The organism is Halomonas sp. TG39a (genome assembly GCF_000744395.1).
Classification (GTDB): Bacteria; Pseudomonadota; Gammaproteobacteria; order Pseudomonadales; family Halomonadaceae; genus Vreelandella; species Vreelandella ventosae_B.
Map to the genome: position 1 here is coordinate 3,587,894 of NZ_JQLV01000001.1, position 19,568 is coordinate 3,607,461.

Genomic DNA, 19,568 nt, shown 5'->3' on the forward strand with positions numbered 1-19,568 from the left:
TCTGCCGGGAGCCGCTAAAAGTGTCAGCTCCCTAGGCGTTATACGGCAGCAGCGCCGCCGACGATCTCAGAAATTTCCTGGGTGATGGCGGCCTGACGGGCCTTGTTGTAGACCATCTCCAGATCGTCGATAAGGCCGCCTGCGTTGTCAGTGGCACTTTTCATAGCGATCATTCGGGCAGCTTGTTCACAAGCGCCGTTTTCCACTACCGCCTGATACACCTGCGATTCGATGAAACGAACCAGCAGGCTATCGAGCAACGCCTTGGCATCCGGTTCATACAGGTAGTCCCAGCTTCCGGGACGGGCGTTTTCGTCGTCTTGCTCAGCGTCTGCGCCCATATCAGGCGACAGCGGAAGAAGCTGACGAACCACTGGCTGTTGCGTCATGGTGTTCACAAACTCGTTGTGCACCACGTAAAGCCGGTCGAGACGTCCTTCATCGTACGCTTCGAGCATGACCTTAATACTGCCAATCAAACCCTCAACGGTCGGGGCTTCACCTAAACCGCTCTTCGCCGCCACCAAATTGCCACCGTAATTGCGGAAAAAGGTGCTGGCCTTGGCGCCCAGGGCGCAGAAATCCTGCTCAGCGCCCTGCTTTTTCCACTCACTGGCCTGTTTGAGTAAGGCTTTGAAGAGGTTGTGGTTCAAACCACCGCACAGACCACGGTCTGTAGAGACCACAATATAACCAACGCGCTTAACCTCGCTACGCTCGACCATATAGTCGTGCTTGTATTCGGGGTTGGCGTCGGCAATGTGGCCGACCACATTACGGATCTGCTTAGCGTAAGGCTGACTGGCTCTCATCAGATCTTGCGCTTTACGCATTTTCGATGCAGCCACCATTTCCATGGCGCTGGTAATCTTCTGCGTATTTTTAATGCTCCCGATCTGGGTGCGTATCTCTTTTGCAGCTGCCATAGCGATCTACCCTTCGTTCGTGGCTCTCAGAAAGCATGCAAACCCGCCCGTAGGCGGGCCAGACATTACCAGCTCTGAGTCGCCTTGAACTTCTCGAGACCCGACTTCAAGCTGTCTTGAATCTCACCGTTGTAGTCGCCGCTCTGGTTGATCTTGTCGAGTAGATCACCGTGCTCAGACTTCATGTAGTCGTGCAACGCACGCTCGAAGTCCAGCACCTTGTTCACGTCGACGTCGTCCAGGTAGCCTTCGTTGGCGGCATACAGCGACAGCGCCATTTCAGCAACCGACATTGGCGAGTACTGGTTCTGTTTCATCAACTCGGTGACACGTTGACCGTGCTCAAGCTGCTTACGCGTGGCTTCATCAAGATCAGAAGCAAACTGCGAGAAGGCCGCCAGTTCACGGTACTGAGCCAGCGCTAGACGTACACTACCGCCGAGCTTTTTGATGATTTTGGTTTGCGCCGAACCACCCACACGAGAAACCGACAGACCTGCGTTAATCGCCGGACGAATACCGGAGTTAAACAGGTTGGTTTCCAGGAAGATCTGACCGTCGGTGATTGAGATCACGTTGGTCGGTACAAACGCGGAGACGTCGCCACCCTGGGTTTCGATGATCGGCAGCGCGGTCAAGGAACCGGTTTTGCCTTTCACTTCGCCGTTGGTGAACTTCTCAACGTAGTCGACGTTAACCCGCGCAGCACGCTCAAGTAGACGCGAGTGGAGGTAGAAAACGTCACCGGGGTAAGCTTCACGACCGGGCGGACGACGCAGCAGTAGCGATACCTGACGGTAAGCAACGGCCTGCTTGGAAAGATCGTCGTACACAATCAGCGCATTCTCGCCGCGGTCGCGGAAGTATTCGCCCATGGTGCAGCCAGAGTACGCTGCTAGGAACTGCATCGGTGCCGGGTCGGCAGCGCCAGCAGCGACGATGATAGTGTGCTCCATGGCGCCATGCTCTTCGAGCTTGCGCACCACGTTGGCAATGGTCGACTGCTTCTGGCCAATCGCCACGTAGACACAGGTCACGCCCTTGCCTTTTTGGTTGATGATCGCATCGATGGCAATGGCGGACTTACCGATCTGACGGTCACCGATAATCAGCTCACGCTGACCACGGCCAATCGGCACCATGGCGTCGATCGACTTCAGACCTGTTTGGATCGGCTCATCAACGGATTGACGGGTAATAACGCCCGGCGCCACTTTCTCAACGGCGTCGGTCATTTTAGCGTTAATCTCGCCTTTGCCGTCGATAGGGTTACCCAGCGCATCGACAACGCGACCAATCAGCTCTGGGCCTACCGGCACTTCGAGAATACGACCGGTACACTTGGCGGTCATGCCCTCTTCGAGCTGCAGGTAGTCACCCAGCACTACGGCACCCACGGAGTCACGCTCCAGGTTGAGTACCATTCCAAAAATGCTGTTGGGAAATTCAATCATTTCACCAAACATCGCGTCTTCGAGGCCGTGAATTTTCACGATACCGTCGGAAACGGTCACAATGGTGCCCTGATTATGGGCTTCGGATGCGACGTCAAGCTTCTCTATTCGCTGCTTGATGATGTCGCTGATCTCGGAAGGATTCAGTTGCTGCATGCCATGTCCCTCAGACTCAAGCGGTTAGTGCTTCGGATAGACGGTTCAATCGACCACGTACGGATCCGTCAATAACGGTATCCCCAGCACGTAGGATGACACCGCCAATAAGCGACTTATCCACCTGAGTAGTAATGGAGATTTCGCGATTCAGACGTTTCTTAAGCGCATTCGCTAGCTTGGTCTTCTGCGCAGCTGTCAGCTTATAAGCAGACGTTACTGCTACATCAACGCGCTGCTCGTGTTCGGCACGTAAGTGCTCAAACTGGTCAGCGATTGATGTCAGCGCCATTAAACGACCTTGGTCCGCCAGCACAGTCAAAAACCGCTGTAAAGCTTCATCCTGTTGCTCTGGAATCAGCTCGACAAGCAGCGACACTTTTTGCTCGCTGGCTAATTTTGGACTGTTTAACCGATGGCGGACGTTGTCGTCTGCTACCGCAACACTTAAAAAACTCAGCGCTTGTGACCAACTGTCAAGCGCCTCATGATCACGCGCGTATTCAAACGCTGCCTTAGCGTAAGGACGAGCGACGGTCAGTAATTCCGCCATGATTCACCTCCTTACAGTTCAGCAGCCAGCTCATCGAGTAACTTGCGATGGGCTTGTTCGTCGACCGACGCTTCAAGAACACGCTCGGCACCCATAACGGCGAGATAAGAGACCTGGGCACGAAGTTCGTCTTTTGCACGATTCACTTCTTGCTCAATCTCTGAACGTGCGCTGGCAACTAGGCGTTCGCCTTCAGCTCGGGCCTGTTCGCGGGCTTCTTCAACTATTTGGGCAGAGCGCTTATTGGCCTGCTCAAGAATTTGCGAAGCTTGCTCCTTGCTTTCACGCAGCATCTGCTCTGCACGTTCCTGAGCAAGCTCAAGATCGCGGTTCGCACGGCTGGCTGCGTCTAAGCCATCAGCAATTTTCTTTTGACGCTCGTGAAGCGCGTTGCTGATCGGAGGCCACACATACTTTGTGCAAAACCAGACAAAGATCGCGAAGGCGATCGTCTGCCCGATTAGCGTCATGTTGATATTCACAGGAATGTACCTCTGACAAGTTCGTGGCGACCGGAGTGAAACAAAACCGAGCGTTTAACGCTCGGCTCAGCTGTCATTAACCGGCAACAACGAAGATCAGGTACATTGCGATACCAACACCGATCATCGGAACAGCATCCAACAGACCTGCCATTAGGAAGGTTTTGGTTTGCAGTTGGTCACCCAGCTCTGGCTGACGCGCTGTAGATTCCAACAGTTTGCCACCCAAAATGGCGAAGCCAATGCCGGTACCTAGCGCGCCGAGACCGATCATGATGGAAGCGGCAATGTAGATAAGTTCCATGGTAATGCTCCTAGTTTTTCAAGTTAAAGGTCGAGGGTTGAGGTTAAGGGTTAATGTGTTTCAAGCATTGCTCGGATTAGTGATGCTCGTGTGCAGCGCTTAGATACACCACGGACAGCACTGTAAAGATGAAAGCTTGGAGTACGACGATCAAAATATGGAAAATGGCCCACGGCACATCCAGTACCCAGATAGCCCAGAACGGCAGCATGGCGATCAAGATAAAGATCACTTCGCCGGCAAACATGTTGCCGAACAGACGCATCGCCAAACTAAACGGTTTAACCAACAGCGCGACGATTTCCAACACAAGGTTGAAGGGAATCAATGCCCAGTGATTAAACGGAGTCAGTGACAGCTCCTTGGCGAAACCACCCACGCCTTTAACCTTAAAGCTGTAGTAGAGAATCAGTCCGAACACCCCTAACGCCAAACCTAGCGTGGCGTTGACATCGGTGGTGGGGACAATTTTCATATAGTCCACGCCCAACTTACTAAACAGCACAGGGAAATAGTCGACCGGAATAATTTTGAGCGTGTTCATGAACAGAATCCACACGAACAGCGTTAAGGCCAAAGGGGCAATGATCGGGTTATGCCCTTTAAATGTTCCTTGAATCATGTTTTCGATAAATTCAAACACCATTTCAACCGCATTTTGCAGTCCCGACGGCACACCAGTAGTGGCCATTTTGCCTGCTTTGCGGAAAACCCAGATAAACAGCAGCCCCATAGCGATGGACCAACCCATGGTGTCCAAGTGAATAGCCCAGAAGCCCATTTCACTTGCTTCTTCCGCAGAGTGCGCCAGCGACCAGCCATTTTCAGGGTGGTTGCCAAAGGTCAGGTTCTGCAAGTGGTGCTGGATATAGTAAGTCGTTGAGACTTCGTTTCCTGCGGCCATGGATGTGTCACCTCAATAAGTTGTGCAATTTTCTAGGCATTAGCGTTTTTTGGCATTAACCAAGGCGTAAGCCAATGCGTTAGAACAACCGCAACATAAGCATAAAAAAAGAAAGCAGGGTTTGAGGGGGGCGCTGCCACGAACACTGCCACAAACAGTGCCACCGTCAAACCAAACTTGCCTGCTTCGGCGCGAAATAGACGCATCGCGACCTTTGAAGGACTACTAGCGCGCAAAACACCCATTCGTTTGATAAAAAAAGCATTCGCTAATAAAGCTATTAACGCTCCTTTAAAAACCGATGTTATGCCTTCCATATCTGCGACCAAATAGGCTACCAGCATGCCCATTAACGTAATTATCAGCTGCGCGATCGTGAGCCGAACAATATAGGCTTTTCGCCGCTGGGTTTCGTATCGCTGCATACCGCCCAGCCTCGCTAATGAAAACCGTTAGCTCATAAACGAATAATTCGACAAACCAAGTCTACTTGCACAAATCTTGCGCGATTATAGGGAAGCGCTATCACACCTTCAACCGAAGTCGCACCGATTTTGCCCGCTTAAGGGCTGATTTGCGACCAAAGGGGGAAAACGTGTCCACTTCTTACGCGATATTGAATAGCCTGCTATTTAATATGATTTAAGATGCCATCCAATTCTTCAAGGCTGGTATAACGTATTGTTAATTTACCTTTGCCTTTTTGTCCATGATCAATGGAGACAGGTGCACCGAGCAACTCGCCAAGATGGGTTTCCAACTTTGCCACATCAGGCTGTTTGCTTTGACGGCTAGGCATTTTGGTCGGCGCTTGGCTGGTTTGGACTTTTTTTACCAGCGCTTCGGTGGCGCGCACGGTCATATCGTTGTTAACTACTTCATGGGCGACTTGGCGCTGTTGGCTACTGTTCAGCGTTAACAGCGCTCGCGCATGGCCCATATCCAGGTCGCCCCGTTCAAGCAGGGTTTGTACTTCAGGGTCCAGCGCTAGCAGGCGCAATAGATTAGCCACCTGGGTGCGCGATTTACCCACCGCGTCGGCAATCTGCTGCTGGGTAAGCTCAAACTCGTCGCCCAGCCGCTTGAGCGCCATGGCTTCTTCGATAGCGTTGAGGTTTTCACGCTGAATATTTTCGATTAACGCCAGTGCCAAGGCGACTTCATCGCTGACTTCGCGGATCACTGCCGGAATGACGTCCAGCTCAGCAAGCTGAGCGGCCCGCCAGCGGCGCTCACCAGCAATGATTTCGTAGCGATCTACGCCAATGGGGCGCACAACGATGGGCTGCATCACGCCCTGGGCGCGAATGGAGTCCGCCAACTCCTCTAATGCTTCGGGTTGAATATCCCGGCGCGGCTGATATTTACCTCGAGTGAGTTGCCCTAACGGCAGGCGTTCAAGGCGATCCTCGGTCACTTCATCGGCCGCGGCACTACGCGCTGCGTCAGTAAGCTCCAAAGGCGTGCCGCTACCGGCAAGTTCTAAGCTGTCACGGCGACGGGCACCGGCACCAATCAGGGCATCCAGGCCACGTCCCAGCGCGGGTTTACGCGTCATTCGCTTTTCCTCATTTTATAACGCTAGGCGACGAATCATCTCTTTCGCCAACACACGATAGGCCTGGCTACCCCGGGAGAACCGGGCATATTGAGTCACGGGTAATCCGTGGCTCGGCGCTTCGGCGACTTTTACGTTGCGCGGAATGGTCGTTTTTAACAGCATGTCGCCAAAATAGTCACGCAGCTGTTTGTCTACTTCCCGGGTTAAGCTGGTGCGCTTGTCGTACATGGTGCGCAAAATGCCCGCAATTGCCAGATCAGGATTCACATTTTGCTTAATCTGCTCAACCGTATCGAGCAGTGCCGATAACCCTTCTAGCGCGTAAAACTCACACTGTAGAGGGATCAGCACGCTATCGGAAGCGGTTAACGCATTGACCGTCAGCATGTTCAAAGAGGGCGGACAGTCGATCAGCACTACGTCATACGCATCCGAAACCGAAGCAAGCGCGGTGGTTAAGCAGCTCTCGCTTTTATCGCGATCCAGCAGCTCGACTTCGGCGGCGGTGAGATCACCGTTACCCGGCAGTACGTCGTATTTGACCGCCAGCTTTTTGACAATTGCTTCAGCGGCCGTTGCTTCACCCAGCAGAACGTCAAGCACGCTTTTATCGAGCTCGTATTTATCGATGCCGCTGCCCATGCTGGCATGGCCTTGGGGGTCAAGATCCACCAGCAGTACGCGACGGTCGAGCGCAGCGAGACTGGCCGCCAGGTTAACGGCCGAGGTGGTCTTGCCCACGCCGCCTTTTTGGTTGGTCAGGGCAATGATCTGGCTCACTTACTCAACTCCTTCTGGGGGTCAGAATCAACGTTCAGCTTTCAATCAACATTCAAGATCAGCAGCTGCCGCTGGGCTGCTTCAAAGGGGACTTCCAACAAATGACGCTGGTGTAAACGTATACCGGCGGGCAGGTCGCGCAGTTCATCATCCGCCCCCGGGCCTTTCATGGCTAACCACTGGCCGTCGGCGCTGGGTAGCTGGCGGGTCAAGGTGACAAAATCGACCAAGCTGGCAAATGCTCGGGAAATCACCTGATCAAAAGCGGCGGCTTCAAACTGTTCCACCCGCGCCTGTACGGGAGTTACGTTTTCTAGCCCTAGCTCCATTACCGCCTGGCGCTGAAAGCGCACCTTTTTGCCATTGCTATCCAGCAGTGTCACATCAAGCTGGGGGGCTAATATCGCTAAAACGATGCCAGGAAGCCCGGGGCCCGCGCCTACATCCAGTAGCCGCGGTCCCTGGACATAGGGCAACACAGCGGCGCTATCCAACAGGTGGCGCGACACCATGTCATCCACCTCGCGTACCGCTGTGAGGTTATAAGCCCGGTTCCACTTGTGCAATAGTGCCAATAAGCCTAGCAGCTGTTCGCGTTGATGTTCGTCAACGACGATGGATAGCTGGCTAAGCCCTTGATCGAGCCGCGGCGCAACGCTTGCAGGTAACGTTTTCAACAGTGGGTTCAACGAACTCATCCGTTAACCACCTCTGCTGCGGCTACCAACCGGCGCTTTTTCAGATGCACCAGCAAAATAGAGACGGCCGCCGGGGTGACGCCTGAAATTCGCGCCGCATGGGCAAGCGTTTCTGGCCGCGCTTCAGCCAGCTTTTGGCGAATTTCGTTAGACAGACCTTCCACTTTTAAATAATCCAACTCCGCTGGCAGTGGCGTGGCTTCGTGGCGTTTGAGCTTGTCAATCTCATGTTGCTGGCGGTCAATATAGCCTTGGTACTTGGCCTGAATTTGCACCTGCTCAGCCACCGCGGGATCGGTAACCAGAGTACCCTCGATACCAGGCAGATTAGCTAAATCGCTATAGTTCAGCTCGGGCCGTTTAAGTAGATCACTCAGGCAATATTCTCGCGACAGCGGAGCACCGGTTTTTTCGGCTACTTGTTTAGCCGCCGGGCTGCCCGGCTGAATCCAAAGTGTGCTCAGCCTTGCGGTTTCTTGCTCAATGGCTTCGCGTTTTTGACTAAACGCGGCCCAGCGGGTGTCGTTAACCAGACCCAGTTCACGACCGGTTTCGGTCAAGCGCAAATCGGCGTTGTCTTCCCGTAGCAGCAAGCGGTACTCCGCACGGGAAGTAAACATGCGGTAAGGCTCTTTGGTACCCATGGTAATCAGGTCGTCGACTAGTACACCGAGATAGGCTTCATCGCGGCGGGGATACCAGGCGTCCAGCTCCTGGGCACGGCGAGCGGCATTCAAGCCTGCTAGCAAACCTTGAGCACCGGCTTCTTCGTAGCCGGTAGTGCCGTTAATTTGACCGGCAAAAAACAGGTTGTGGATAAATTTGGTTTCCAACGAGTGTTTTAAGTCCCGTGGATCAAAAAAATCATACTCAATGGCGTAGCCAGGCCTTGTGATATGGGCGTTTTCCAGGCCTTTGATCGAACGCACCACCTGAATCTGTACGTCAAACGGCAGCGAGGTCGAAATACCGTTGGGATACAGCTCGTGGGTATCCAAGCCTTCGGGTTCGATAAACACCTGATGGCTGGATTTATCAGCAAAGCGATGAACCTTGTCTTCGATCGATGGGCAGTAACGCGGCCCAATACCTTCGATCACGCCAGAGTACATCGGCGAGCGATCAAGATTGGCCAGAATCAGATCGTGAGTCTGCTGATTGGTGTGGGCAATGTGGCAGCTCACCTGCTGCGGGTGCATTTCCCGTGACCCCAGGTAAGACATCACTGGCGTCGGGCTGTCACCGGGTTGCTCTTCCAGCTGAGAAAAATCCACTGTTTTGGCATCAATCCGCGGTGGAGTGCCGGTTTTCAGACGATCAACGCGAAATGGCAGTGCGCGTAGCCGTTCGGCCAGCGCATTGGAAGGCGGATCACCGGCGCGGCCGCCCTTGCTTTGATCCAAACCAATGTGGATTACGCCACCCAAAAACGTTCCTGTACACAGCACGACGCTTTCGGCATGAAAACGGATACCGGTTTCAGTGACGACTCCGCGGACGGTGTCGTTATCCACAATCAGATCGCCAGCGGCTTGCTGGAAAATCGTCAAGTTGGGCTGGTTTTCCAGCATTCCGCGGATCGCTGATTTATAGCGGATGCGATCAGCCTGGGCACGGGTGGCCCGAACCGCAGGCCCTTTGCTGGCATTGAGCACGCGAAACTGGATACCACCCAAGTCCGTGGCAAGCCCCATGGCGCCGCCCAGTGCATCAATTTCCTTGACCAAGTGACTTTTGCCGATGCCGCCAATGGCGGGATTACACGACATTTGGCCCAGGGTTTCGATGTTGTGGGTGAGCAGCAGGGTCTGACAGCCCATGCGAGCAGAGGCCAATGCGGCTTCAGTTCCCGCATGGCCACCGCCGATGACAATCACGTCAAAGCGGTCGGGGTAATTCAAGAGACACCTCGTCTTGTGCCTATTGGCACGGATGATGTGGCCAGTGCAGTCGATTCTAGACGCAGCCACCTTAGATCAATGAGGCGGCAAGTATAAACCCCCTGTGGGTAACCGTCAGGTTTTTCCACACCCCAAATCGCCAAACAGCCTCTATTAATAACAACATAAATATAAAATAAGAGAAGTTCTGTAAATGTTGTAACTACTAGTGTGGACAATTTCTGTGCATAAGCGATTAATCATTAATTATTTCATCAGCTTATATTGTTGACTTCTACATGCTTGAAGGCGGGAGTGCCTGGGCAGAAAGGGTGTTAAGCCTGTGGATGAAATAGCGCCTTATCCACCGATGTAATTGGCCACGGCTTATCCACCGGCCAGTACCTGGGTTGTTACCGCAGCTGTGAACAACCACCGTTGGGTGTGGAGCTAACGCTGAAAGATGCCCATGGTAGGCCTTGCGGAGATAAAAACGATCAATGTAAAAAAAAGTTTATCCACAGGCAAAAAAATGGCCTGTCGTGTCGACAGGCCGGTAAAAAAAGCGCTATTTCGCATTAGCGAACGAGTTATTTAGGTGCCAAGCGCAGGTCTACGCGAGGGAATTGAGTGATCACATCTAGTGTTTAAGCACCCTCGCAAGGAAGGATTGAGTACGTTCATGCTGCGGTGAATCAAACAGTTTTTCCGGGTGTCCCTGCTCGGTAATCTCGCCTTTATGGATAAAAATCACCCGGTCGGCAACCTCACGGGCAAAGCCCATTTCATGGGTCACAATCACCATGGTCATGCCCTCTTTGGCCAGTTCACGCATGGCATCGAGCACTTCACCGATCATTTCCGGGTCAAGCGCCGATGTGGGCTCGTCAAATAGCATCAGCCGGGGTTCCATGGCCAAGGCACGAGCGAGCGCCACACGCTGCTGCTGGCCGCCTGAGAGCTGGCTGGGGTACTTATCGGCCTGGTCGGCGATACCCACCCGGTCAAGCAAACGTTTGGCATTGCTGACCGCGTCGTCACGGCTTAAACCGCGCACTTTCATCGGCGCCAGGGTGACGTTATCGATGACGCTGAGATGGGGAAAAAGATTGAACTGCTGAAATACCATGCCGACTTCGGTGCGGATAGTTTGCAGCGCTTGGGGGCTCTTGCCATGGGGCAGAAGCTCGTTGCTGTCGACCACCAAGCTACCCGATTGGAACTCTTCCAAGCCGTTAATACAGCGAATCAGCGTCGATTTTCCTGAGCCACTGGCACCTATAATCACCACCACTTCACCGGGCACTATTTCGAGGTCAATACTGTTGAGCACGTGCAGGCTGCCAAAGTGTTTATTGAGCTGCTGCATACGCACAATTGGTTGCGTTGTGTTGTTCATTGCGCGTGTCCTTATTGTCCGGCCAAACCTCTGATCTCAAGCTGGCGTAGGATGATGGATAGGGTCCAGGTGATCGCTAGATACATCAGCGCGACCATAAAGTAGACCTCAAGAGCCGTGAAGGTGGTGGCGATATAGATTTGCCCCTGGCGCACCAGTTCGCCGACGCCAATCACTGAGAATAAGGAGGTGTCTTTGATACTGATAATACCCTGGTTGCCGAGAGGTGGAATCATGCGCCGAAACGCCTGGGGCCAGATAACGTAGCGAAACGCCTGGGTGCGCGAGAGCCCCAGGGAGAGGGAAGCTTCACCTTGGCCGCGTTCAATGGACTGTACGCCGCCGCGGACGATTTCTGAGATGTAGGCGCCGGAGTTGACCGCAATGGCGGCAATACCGGCAACCAGAGCGTTAATTGGGCTACCTAAGAGCTGCGGTAAGCCGTAAAAGATAAACAGCACTTGCACCAGAATAGGTGTGCCGCGAAACACCTCAACGTAAACGATGGCTGGCCAGCGTAGCCAACGCAGACGGCTAATGCGTAACAGACCAAAGAATATGCCGATAAAAAAACCGATAGCCAAGCCGCCAAACGAAATAAGTAGCGTCCAGGGAATACCCGGCAGCAGGTAAGGGATAGACCCAAACGCCGCCGACCAATCAAACTGAAAATTGACGTCCACGCGTAGACTCCTGAAACAGCAAACAGCTGACAAAAAGTAGATAAGAAACGCAGCAGGGCCGGGGGTTGTGGCCACCCGGCCCTGTAACGGCGTTACGCTATTATTGAGTGTTTACACTCACTCTTCGCTAGGCGCTTCACCAAACCACTTGGTGTAGATCTCATCGTAAGTGCCGTCTTCCTTCATCGCAGCCAGTGCTTCGTTGGTGGGTTCTACCCACTCACTGCCCTTATGGAACACGATGCCATACTGCTGGCCTTCATACAGGGGCCCGACAACCTTAGTACGGCCTTCACCGCGGGTTTGCGAGAAATAGGAAACGTTGGGTGCGTCGTAGAGCACGGCGTCGACGTTGCGGCCTAACAGCGCCATGTACATATCAGCAGTGCCCGGGAAGGGGGTAATTTCTGCATCTTCGCCGAGTTCTTGCTGTAGGTAGTCATAGCTGGTGGAACCAATTTTGGTGCCGACGGCGAGGTCTTGAAGATCTTCTAGTGTTTCGACGCTGTCATTATCGGCGCGGACAATAATGCGCAGACCTGAATCGTAGTAGGGGTCAGAAAAATCGACAATTTCGGCACGCTCTTCGGTAATGGTGGTACCGGCGATGGCAATCTCTTGGCTGCCGGTTTGCACGGCGGGAATAATGCCGGAGAACTCCATGGTGGTGAGGTTGACTTCAAAACCTGCGCGTTCGGCGACTTCGTTAATGATATCCATATCGAAGCCGACCATTTCGCCGGTCTCCTGATCCATCATTTCAAACGGCACAAAGCTTGGGTCAGTGGCCACGTTCACCGATGGCGTCTGTGCCATGGCGGCAGTGGCGCTGCCCAATCCCAGTGCGAGAGCCAGCGTGGTTTTAGTAAGGCTGAGTGGTAGTACTACTTTCATAAGTTTCCCCGTGCTTTATGTGGCTAATGGCGGGTTACAAAGCGGTTTTTACCGTTTGATGCTCTTTATAAACCGTTATTTAAGCCGTTGTTGACCTATTAACCTTGGCGAGAAACCGTCAGGGCGTCAAGTCACGGGGAGCGCTGCGGGCCAACGCTGTTTAGACCATAAAGGAGGCGCCGCAGCCGCAGGTGGTGGTGGCATTGGGGTTTTGCACGCGAAAACGCGCGCCCGCCAGGCCCTCTTCGTAGTCGACGGTGGAACCTACTAAATATTGGTAAGAGAGCGGATCCACCACTAAGGCAGCGTTGCCGAACTCAATCACGGTGTCGTCGTCGGCGACGTTATCAGCAAAGTCGAAACCGTACTGAAAACCTGAACAGCCACCACCGGTCACGTAGACCCGTAATTTAAGGGATGGATTATTTTCTTCTGCAATCAGCGCATTAATACGTTTACGTGCGCTATCAGAGAGCAGTAGTGGGGTAGGAATAAAGGCTTCTGCACCGCTCATGGGTACCTCCCGCGAGCTTAAAGAACGAATAAATCGGCATTGGGGGGTGATTATGGGTAATTCCCAGCAAATTGGTCAACTATTGCTGGGAATTAGTTAGGAATGTCTAGGTTAACTACCGATCCCCTCGGTGGCGAGGACAGGTTTGCGCGAGGGCGCTGTGAACCCGTCCATGGGCGCTACTTTCGACATCTGACCGCCATGGATGGCGGAAATGCCGGGAACATTATTCCGGCCCTGGAAAAAGACCCTCGCTTCAACCTGTCCTCGCACCATGTGATTGGCTTAAGCACATCCTCCTAAGGCATCAGGGCCGGTGCAGTTAGGCCGGTGTTCTCGTCAAAACCGAACATCAGGTTGAGGTTTTGAATCGCCTGGCCGGAAGCGCCTTTGACTAGGTTATCAATCACCGATAGCACGACAACCGTGTTGCCATTGTTAGGTCGGTGCACTGCCAAGCGGCAGGTGTTGATGCCTTTGACACTGCGCGTTTCAGGGTGGCTTCCCGCAGGCATTACATCGACAAAGGGTTCGTTGGCATAGCGCTGCTCAAAGAGTGCCTGCAGATCACCGGGGTCAGCAGTTAGCTGGCCGTAAAGGGTGGAGTGAATACCGCGAATCATCGGCGTTAAGTGGGGCACAAAGGTTAAACCAACCGCAGATTGCTGGATATCCCTAAGCCCCTGGCTAATTTCCGGCAGGTGGCGGTGGCCCGAGGCGCCGTAGGCCTTCATCGACTCGCTGGCTTCGGCAAGCAGTGAACCCACTTTAGCGCCGCGGCCTGCGCCGGTAACGCCGGATTTACAGTCAGCAATGAGTTGGCTTGGGTCGATCAAACCCGCTTCCAGAAGCGGCAGGTAGCCCAACTGAACGCTGGTGGGGTAGCAACCGGGAACCGCAATTAAACGTGCGTTTTTGATTTTCTCCCGGTGCATTTCCGGCAGCCCGTAGACCGCCTCTTGCAACAATTCCGGGGCGCCATGGGCCTGACCGTACCAGCGGCTCCACTCGTCGGCATCGCGTAGCCGGAAGTCGGCCGATAGATCAATCACCCGAGTGCCATTTTCGAGTAGCTCCCCCGCCAGAGCGTGGGCAACGCCGTGGGGGGTGGCAAAAAATACCGCGTCCATGGCGCCTAGCTGTTTTGCATCCGGCTCGCTAAACGCCAGGGTGTCGTAATGGCCGCGTAGGTTGGGGTACATATCGCACACTTTGACGCCCGTTTCCGAGCGCGAGGTAATCATGGCGACGTTGACGTGGGGGTGTTGGGCGAGTAGCCGCAGTAATTCAACGCCGGTGTAACCGGTACCGCCAACAATGCCGACCTTAATCACAAATCACTCCTTGCGGGTTCCGCAGAACGGTTTTCACATTAGCTTCAGTTATTACAGCCTAAGCGGATTGCTGCGCGCTGTCGAAGCTTAGCGGTCTATGATACACAAGGGAGTGTAGAGATAAGAACACTAGAACTGATAACCAGGAAGGTCGCTGTGGCGCGTTTTTCCCGATCGGATTTTACCTTAGAGAGTTTTCGTCGCCAGTTGGCCAACGTCGACGCCTTGCCGCAACTTTGTTTGCTGGGCCTTGTCTCGGGGATTATTACCGGTGCTGTGATGGTGGCGTTTCGACTACTGCTGGAAGCGGGCGCCGCCCTCTATATGACGAATGGTGACCCCGAGGCGTTTGAAAGTATGGCGCCTTGGCTGCGCGCGCTGCTACCCATATTGGCGGTTACGTTAGTGGGTGTACTGCTTTACCGGCAAAAACCGGCAGCGCGCAAGCTGGGGGTTGGCCATGTCATTGAGCGGCTGACCTACCATCAAGGCCGTTTTCCGTTACGCAACTGGCTAAATCAGTGGTGGGTTGGGGTGCTCGTGGTGCTAGGTGGTCTCTCCGCGGGTCGTGAAGGTCCGGCGATTCACTTGGGAGCAGCGGCGTCCAGCGGACTCGGCCAGCAAATGCGGTTACCTAATAATAGCCTGAGAGTTCTCGTGGCGTGCGGTACCGCAGCGGGCATTTCTGCCTCCTTTAATACGCCTATTGCGGGGGTGATCTTCGCCATGGAAGTGGTGATGATGGAGTACACCTTGATGAGCTTTATGCCTGTCATCTTGGCCTCGACCATGGGGGCGCTGGTGGCGCAGTTGGCCTACGGTAATGAACCTGCCTTCCGCATTCCTGAGATAGCGCTTGGCTCGCTTGTTAACTTGCCCTGGATTGTGGTCACAGGGCTGGTAATTGGCTTACTCGCCGGTCTGTTTATCCATATTTCACGCAGTCAGCGGATTATTCAGTGGCCGCTTTGGGTGCGGCTTGGATTAGTGGGCGTGGCAACGGGCGCGGTGGCCTGGTGGTTCCCTCAGATTCAAGGCATCGGCTATGACAGCGTGGCGGCGGCACTCAATAATCAGTTGGAAATTAAAGTACTGCTGGCGCTGATGATTGCCAAACTGCTGATTACCGCGTTGACCGTTGCCGGGGGCGTTCCCATCGGTATTATTGGCCCGGTACTGGTAGTGGGGGCTGCCACGGGCGCGCTGTTTGGTTTGCTGGGGGGGTGGCTTTGGCCAGCTAAAGCCGCCGACCCAGGTATATACGCAATGCTAGGTATGGCCGCGATGATGGGGGCGGTGCTACAAGCGCCTCTGGCTGCGCTAATGGCGCTTTTGGAGTTAACCCACACGCCGAGTATCATGCTGCCTGGAATGTTGGCGGTGGTGGTGGCGTGTTTGACCTCGCGTCAATTGACCGGCTGTGAAGGGTTTTTTATCAGCACGGTACGCTACGGGCTGCATCCGCTTCAACAACCGTTGATGCAGGCACTCTCACGGGTTTCGGTGCCGGCGGTGATGGAGCGGCAACTGGTGCGTACTGAGCGAATGATTACCCCTGAAAAGGCCCGGCAGCTACTCGAAACTAACCCTGTCTGGCTGGTGATTGAACGCTCGAGCGAACAAAAACCGGTGCTGGGGCTCAAAGCTGCTGAGTTGGCGCGCTGGCTGCTGGAACACGATGAGGCGCTAGAGGGAGAAGAGCCGCCTGCGGATGAGCTGATTGACCTACTGGAAATCCCTGGGCAGCGTTTGGAGCTGGCGCCGATTGGTTTACAGGCGACGCTTTCCGAAGCGTTTCTAAAACTTCAGGATGGCGCCCTGGGAGCGCTCTACGTTGTGCACGGTTATCGCCCGAAGCAGCGGCGTATTTCAGGTATTATCACCCGTGGCGCCATTGAGCGTTATTATCATTACACAGATCCCCGTAGCGCCGACCTTCCTGACAATGATCTGCAAGAGAATGATGCACGTGAGAAGGATTCATCACATTAAGGAGCGACAATGTATCTATGGGTGAAGGCTATTCACTTAATGGCCGTAGTGACCTGGTTTGCCGCGTTGTTCTATTTACCAAGGCTGTATGTGTATCACGCCACTGCGCGGGATAACGGCGACGAACAGGCCATTAGCTATTTCAAAACCATGGAGCGTAAGCTTTACCGTGGCATCATGACGCCGTCGATGATAGCGGTGCTTATTTTTGGTGGCTGGATGCTCTATCTGGTGCCCGAATGGTTTAGCCAGGGTTGGATGCACGCCAAGCTGGCGTTAGTGGTGTTGCTGATCGCCTATCATCACGTTTGTTTGATCTATTTGAAGCAGTTTGCCCAGGATCGCTGTACCAAAGGCCATGTGTTTTTCCGCTGGTTTAACGAAGCGCCGGTGATTGCGCTGGTGGCAATTATTCTGCTTGCCGTTGTGAAGCCCTTTTGATGCGCCAACCGCTTCCTCCCGTGGTGTTGGTACTTGCCGGGCATGACCCGACTGGTGGCGCAGGGTTAATTGCCGACAGTGAAGCCATTGCGGCCTGTGGTGGTTGGGCGGTAACAATTCCCACTGCGCTGACGGTACAGAATTGTCATAATGTGACCCGCGTGATTCCTGCTGAGCCGACCGCGATGCGCCAAATGGCCGAGGCAATTAGCGAGATGCAGATCGCGGCGATTAAGATTGGTCTACTCGCTGACGAAGATACTCTGCGCGCTGCGGAGCAAATCATTCGCCGTTTTCCAGGTATTCCCGTGGTGGCCGATCCGGTCTTTAAGGCCGGTGGCGGAACTGAGTTATCCACACCCGCTTTGCGTCAATTGTTTATTGATCGCTTGCTACCGCTTGTGGATATCTTAACCCCCAATCGCGCTGAGTTGGCCCAACTTACCCCCGATATCATTACTCCTTTTGATGATACCGCGCGCGCGGTGGTACTGATGTCACAGGGGTGCCAAGCAATCCTGGTAACCGCTACAGATGAGCCGCTGCCCGGTAACGATCAGCAGGTAGTGCACACCCTGCACTCGCCCGATACCACTCGCCAGTGGCAGTGGCCACGTTTGCCTGAACGCTTTCATGGTTCTGGCTGCACGCTGGCATCGGCGCTTACTGCACGTCTTGCAGTTGGTGAGCGCTTACCAACTGCTTGTGAGCAGGCGCAGCACTTTACTTGGCAAAGTTTGTCTCACGGCTTTCAACCGCCCAGTGGACAGTGTTTGCCGCATCGTTTATCACGGGCTGTCCGTTTTTAATCCTATCTTCTGTATGCCATTGACCGAGAGGATGCCATGACTACATCAGCTGAACTGTTTGATCTTGCCAGTCGCCATATACCGGGCGGGGTGAACTCACCTGTCCGAGCGTTTAAAGGGTTACACCGTCCGCCGGTCTTTATGGAGCGCGCCCAGGGTGCCTTTCTGTTTGACGTGGAAGGCAATCGTTACGTGGATTATGTCGGCTCCTGGGGGCCAATGATCACCGGGCATGCTGATCAGGACGTACTGGCAGCCGTGCGTGCGCGATTAGATAACGGCTTGTCTTTTGGTACCCCTACCGCTGTCGAAACCACCATGGCGGATTTGATCTGCGAGATGATCCCCTCCATGGATATGGTGCGCATGACCAGTTCTGGCACCGAAGCCACCATGTCGGCGATACGCCTGGCACGGGGTACCACCGGCCGGGATAAGATCGTTAAATTTGAAGGCAACTACCACGGCCACTCCGATTCATTGCTGGTAAAAGCGGGGTCTGGCGCCCTCACCCACGGCGAGCCCAGCTCACCGGGTGTACCCGCCTCGCTGGCTGAACACACCATTACCCTGTCGTTTAACGACCCTGAAGGGGTAGAAGCGTGTTTTAGCGAGATTGGCGATCAAATTGCCTGCATTATCGTTGAACCCGTTGCTGGCAATATGAACTGTATTCCGCCTCAGCCGGGCTTTTTGGAAACCCTGCGCCGGGTATGTAACGAGCACGGTAGCGTGCTGATTTTTGACGAAGTGATGACCGGTTTTCGCGTGGCATTGGGCGGTGCCCAGGCCCACTACGGCATAGTGCCCGACCTAACCTGCTTGGGAAAAATAGTTGGCGGTGGCATGCCCGTGGGCGCCTTCGGCGGCAAGCGCGAGATAATGCAAAATATTTCGCCCCTGGGACCGGTTTATCAAGCGGGCACATTGTCGGGTAATCCGCTGGCCATGGCGGCGGGTGTGGCGCTGCTGACCAAACTGCAGGTACCAGGCTTCCACGATGCGCTCACCCAGCGGGTTAACACCCTGTGTACGGGGCTTCAGGAGCGAGCCAATGCGGCACGGGTGCCGATGATGACGCAGTCGGCAGGTGGCATGTTTGGGCTCTTCTTTACTTCGCAAAGCCGTGTGGATAACTTTGCTCAAGCCACCGCCTGTAACCCGGATGCCTTCCGGCGCTTTTTTGGTGCGATGCTTGATCATGGCGTTTACTTGGCGCCTTCTGCCTACGAGGCAGGTTTTATGTCCAGCGCCCACACTCCAGAAGATATTCAGTTCACCCTGGACGCTGCAGAAAAAGCCTTTGCCGTTATGTAACGGCAAGTAACTAAAAGCCCGCTATACTGCAAGAGCCGCTCACCTTGAGCGGCTCTTATGTTAGAGAGCTACACTCATGACACGACCAACGGCTTGGCGATACGTGATCTGCGCAGCGGGGCTGCTAACCTGCTTCCCGCTGGCTGCACAGTCGCCTCAGGAGCAGGACATGACTCAGATCCACATCACTATGAGCGGTTCACCGGGCGCTGAGTTTTCCGCCCACTGGCGGATTACCCACGAAGGAGAAACCACCGAGCACGTTGAAGAGAGCGGAACAGTACCTGCTGAGTACACCTTTACTGGCACGGAGCTGGAAGGCACGGTAAAACTGTTAAGTGATGATGAGCGGCTGGAAGTCGATATTCAAAAAGGCAGTAACCGGTCGCGTTCATCGACTCAGGGGGCAGGGGGAACACTGACGTTGATGATTCGTTAATTTTTTGCTCTCTTTCAGCAATAAAAAACCGCCCCCGTTGGGGCGGTT

The 19,568-nt window shown here is 54.2% G+C and carries 21 protein-coding genes; 5 read left to right on the plus strand and 16 right to left on the minus strand.

Features of this window, described 5'->3' with window-relative positions; genetic code table 11:
- Window positions 1–38: 38 nt before the first annotated feature.
- From atpG to argC, 16 genes are all read right to left on the minus strand, one after another.
- Window positions 39–926, minus strand: coding sequence for a F0F1 ATP synthase subunit gamma (gene atpG / locus U738_RS16110; protein ID WP_035582363.1), 888 nt, complete (start codon window positions 924–926; stop codon window positions 39–41).
- Between the two features lie 65 nt (window positions 927–991).
- Window positions 992–2,536 carry a F0F1 ATP synthase subunit alpha gene (atpA, locus tag U738_RS16115; protein WP_035582365.1) on the minus strand — a complete coding sequence of 515 codons (1,545 nt, stop codon included), beginning with the start codon at window positions 2,534–2,536 and terminating at the stop codon, window positions 992–994.
- A 16-nt stretch (window positions 2,537–2,552) separates the two neighbouring features.
- Entirely contained in the window at window positions 2,553–3,089 is a 537-nt protein-coding gene (locus U738_RS16120; protein ID WP_035582367.1) for a F0F1 ATP synthase subunit delta, read from the minus strand.
- Between the two features lie 11 nt (window positions 3,090–3,100).
- Complete coding sequence (locus tag U738_RS16125; protein ID WP_035582369.1) at window positions 3,101–3,571, minus strand: F0F1 ATP synthase subunit B; 471 nt, start codon at window positions 3,569–3,571, stop codon at window positions 3,101–3,103.
- A 76-nt stretch (window positions 3,572–3,647) separates the two neighbouring features.
- Window positions 3,648–3,875 (minus strand): F0F1 ATP synthase subunit C, encoded by a 228-nt coding sequence (gene atpE, locus U738_RS16130; protein ID WP_022521051.1) that lies wholly within the window; start codon window positions 3,873–3,875, stop codon window positions 3,648–3,650.
- Between the two features lie 76 nt (window positions 3,876–3,951).
- Entirely contained in the window at window positions 3,952–4,779 is an 828-nt protein-coding gene (atpB, locus tag U738_RS16135; protein WP_035582371.1) for a F0F1 ATP synthase subunit A, read from the minus strand.
- A gap of 32 nt (window positions 4,780–4,811) precedes the next feature.
- Window positions 4,812–5,204: an ATP synthase subunit I gene (locus tag U738_RS16140; protein ID WP_035582373.1), complete on the minus strand. Its 393-nt coding sequence runs from the start codon at window positions 5,202–5,204 to the stop codon at window positions 4,812–4,814.
- A 203-nt stretch (window positions 5,205–5,407) separates the two neighbouring features.
- Window positions 5,408–6,337 (minus strand): ParB/RepB/Spo0J family partition protein, encoded by a 930-nt coding sequence (locus U738_RS16145; RefSeq protein ID WP_035582374.1) that lies wholly within the window; start codon window positions 6,335–6,337, stop codon window positions 5,408–5,410.
- A 15-nt stretch (window positions 6,338–6,352) separates the two neighbouring features.
- Entirely contained in the window at window positions 6,353–7,120 is a 768-nt protein-coding gene (locus U738_RS16150) for a ParA family protein (RefSeq protein WP_035582377.1), read from the minus strand.
- A 41-nt stretch (window positions 7,121–7,161) separates the two neighbouring features.
- Window positions 7,162–7,818, minus strand: coding sequence for a 16S rRNA (guanine(527)-N(7))-methyltransferase RsmG (gene rsmG / locus U738_RS16155; RefSeq protein WP_035582379.1), 657 nt, complete (start codon window positions 7,816–7,818; stop codon window positions 7,162–7,164).
- Window positions 7,815–9,719 (minus strand): tRNA uridine-5-carboxymethylaminomethyl(34) synthesis enzyme MnmG, encoded by a 1,905-nt coding sequence (mnmG, locus tag U738_RS16160; RefSeq protein WP_035582382.1) that lies wholly within the window; start codon window positions 9,717–9,719, stop codon window positions 7,815–7,817. The genes rsmG and mnmG overlap by 4 nt, the downstream gene beginning before the upstream one ends.
- Window positions 9,720–10,338: 619 nt before the next feature.
- Window positions 10,339–11,097, minus strand: coding sequence for an amino acid ABC transporter ATP-binding protein (locus U738_RS16165; RefSeq protein ID WP_035582386.1), 759 nt, complete (start codon window positions 11,095–11,097; stop codon window positions 10,339–10,341).
- A gap of 11 nt (window positions 11,098–11,108) precedes the next feature.
- Window positions 11,109–11,780, minus strand: coding sequence for an amino acid ABC transporter permease (locus tag U738_RS16170; RefSeq protein WP_035582387.1), 672 nt, complete (start codon window positions 11,778–11,780; stop codon window positions 11,109–11,111).
- A 117-nt stretch (window positions 11,781–11,897) separates the two neighbouring features.
- Entirely contained in the window at window positions 11,898–12,674 is a 777-nt protein-coding gene (locus U738_RS16175; RefSeq protein WP_035582390.1) for a transporter substrate-binding domain-containing protein, read from the minus strand.
- Window positions 12,675–12,834: 160 nt separating this feature from the next.
- Window positions 12,835–13,188, minus strand: coding sequence for an iron-sulfur cluster insertion protein ErpA (gene erpA, locus U738_RS16180; RefSeq protein WP_035582391.1), 354 nt, complete (start codon window positions 13,186–13,188; stop codon window positions 12,835–12,837).
- 299 nt (window positions 13,189–13,487) lie between these two features.
- Entirely contained in the window at window positions 13,488–14,522 is a 1,035-nt protein-coding gene (gene argC / locus U738_RS16185; RefSeq protein WP_035582393.1) for an N-acetyl-gamma-glutamyl-phosphate reductase, read from the minus strand.
- 156 nt (window positions 14,523–14,678) lie between these two features.
- Here argC and U738_RS16190 point away from each other — a divergent pair, with 156 nt between their 5' ends.
- The 5 genes from U738_RS16190 to U738_RS16210 all read left to right on the plus strand — a co-directional run bounded on the left by U738_RS16190 (window position 14,679) and on the right by U738_RS16210 (window position 19,520).
- Window positions 14,679–16,514, plus strand: coding sequence for a chloride channel protein (locus U738_RS16190; protein ID WP_035582395.1), 1,836 nt, complete (start codon window positions 14,679–14,681; stop codon window positions 16,512–16,514).
- A gap of 9 nt (window positions 16,515–16,523) precedes the next feature.
- Window positions 16,524–16,955, plus strand: a complete 432-nt coding sequence (gene hemJ, locus U738_RS16195) for a protoporphyrinogen oxidase HemJ (RefSeq protein ID WP_022521043.1) — start codon at window positions 16,524–16,526, stop codon at window positions 16,953–16,955.
- Window positions 16,955–17,764 (plus strand): bifunctional hydroxymethylpyrimidine kinase/phosphomethylpyrimidine kinase, encoded by an 810-nt coding sequence (gene thiD / locus U738_RS16200; protein WP_035582397.1) that lies wholly within the window; start codon window positions 16,955–16,957, stop codon window positions 17,762–17,764. The genes hemJ and thiD overlap by 1 nt, the downstream gene beginning before the upstream one ends.
- 36 nt (window positions 17,765–17,800) lie before the next feature.
- Window positions 17,801–19,081 (plus strand): glutamate-1-semialdehyde 2,1-aminomutase, encoded by a 1,281-nt coding sequence (gene hemL, locus U738_RS16205; RefSeq protein ID WP_035582399.1) that lies wholly within the window; start codon window positions 17,801–17,803, stop codon window positions 19,079–19,081.
- Between the two features lie 76 nt (window positions 19,082–19,157).
- The gene (locus U738_RS16210; protein ID WP_050714077.1) at window positions 19,158–19,520 is read left to right on the plus strand and encodes a hypothetical protein; all 363 of its coding nucleotides are present in this window, start codon (window positions 19,158–19,160) and stop codon (window positions 19,518–19,520) included.
- Window positions 19,521–19,568: the final 48 nt, after the last annotated feature.

Excerpts from the sequence above, each read along its gene's own strand:
- atpG (WP_035582363.1), bottom strand. The coding sequence starts at position 926 with ATGGCAGCTGCAAAAGAGATACGCACCCAGATCGGGAGCATTAAAAAT.
- atpA (WP_035582365.1), bottom strand. The coding sequence starts at position 2,536 with ATGCAGCAACTGAATCCTTCCGAGATCAGCGACATCATCAAGCAGCGA.
- U738_RS16120 (WP_035582367.1), bottom strand. The coding sequence starts at position 3,089 with ATGGCGGAATTACTGACCGTCGCTCGTCCTTACGCTAAGGCAGCGTTT.
- atpE (WP_022521051.1), bottom strand. The coding sequence starts at position 3,875 with ATGGAACTTATCTACATTGCCGCTTCCATCATGATCGGTCTCGGCGCG.
- atpB (WP_035582371.1), bottom strand. The coding sequence starts at position 4,779 with ATGGCCGCAGGAAACGAAGTCTCAACGACTTACTATATCCAGCACCAC.
- U738_RS16140 (WP_035582373.1), bottom strand. The coding sequence starts at position 5,204 with ATGCAGCGATACGAAACCCAGCGGCGAAAAGCCTATATTGTTCGGCTC.
- U738_RS16145 (WP_035582374.1), bottom strand. The coding sequence starts at position 6,337 with ATGACGCGTAAACCCGCGCTGGGACGTGGCCTGGATGCCCTGATTGGT.
- rsmG (WP_035582379.1), bottom strand. The coding sequence starts at position 7,818 with ATGAGTTCGTTGAACCCACTGTTGAAAACGTTACCTGCAAGCGTTGCG.
- U738_RS16165 (WP_035582386.1), bottom strand. The coding sequence starts at position 11,097 with ATGAACAACACAACGCAACCAATTGTGCGTATGCAGCAGCTCAATAAA.
- U738_RS16175 (WP_035582390.1), bottom strand. The coding sequence starts at position 12,674 with ATGAAAGTAGTACTACCACTCAGCCTTACTAAAACCACGCTGGCTCTC.
- erpA (WP_035582391.1), bottom strand. The coding sequence starts at position 13,188 with ATGAGCGGTGCAGAAGCCTTTATTCCTACCCCACTACTGCTCTCTGAT.
- hemJ (WP_022521043.1), top strand. The coding sequence starts at position 16,524 with ATGTATCTATGGGTGAAGGCTATTCACTTAATGGCCGTAGTGACCTGG.
- thiD (WP_035582397.1), top strand. The coding sequence starts at position 16,955 with ATGCGCCAACCGCTTCCTCCCGTGGTGTTGGTACTTGCCGGGCATGAC.
- hemL (WP_035582399.1), top strand. The coding sequence starts at position 17,801 with ATGACTACATCAGCTGAACTGTTTGATCTTGCCAGTCGCCATATACCG.
- U738_RS16210 (WP_050714077.1), top strand. The coding sequence starts at position 19,158 with ATGACACGACCAACGGCTTGGCGATACGTGATCTGCGCAGCGGGGCTG.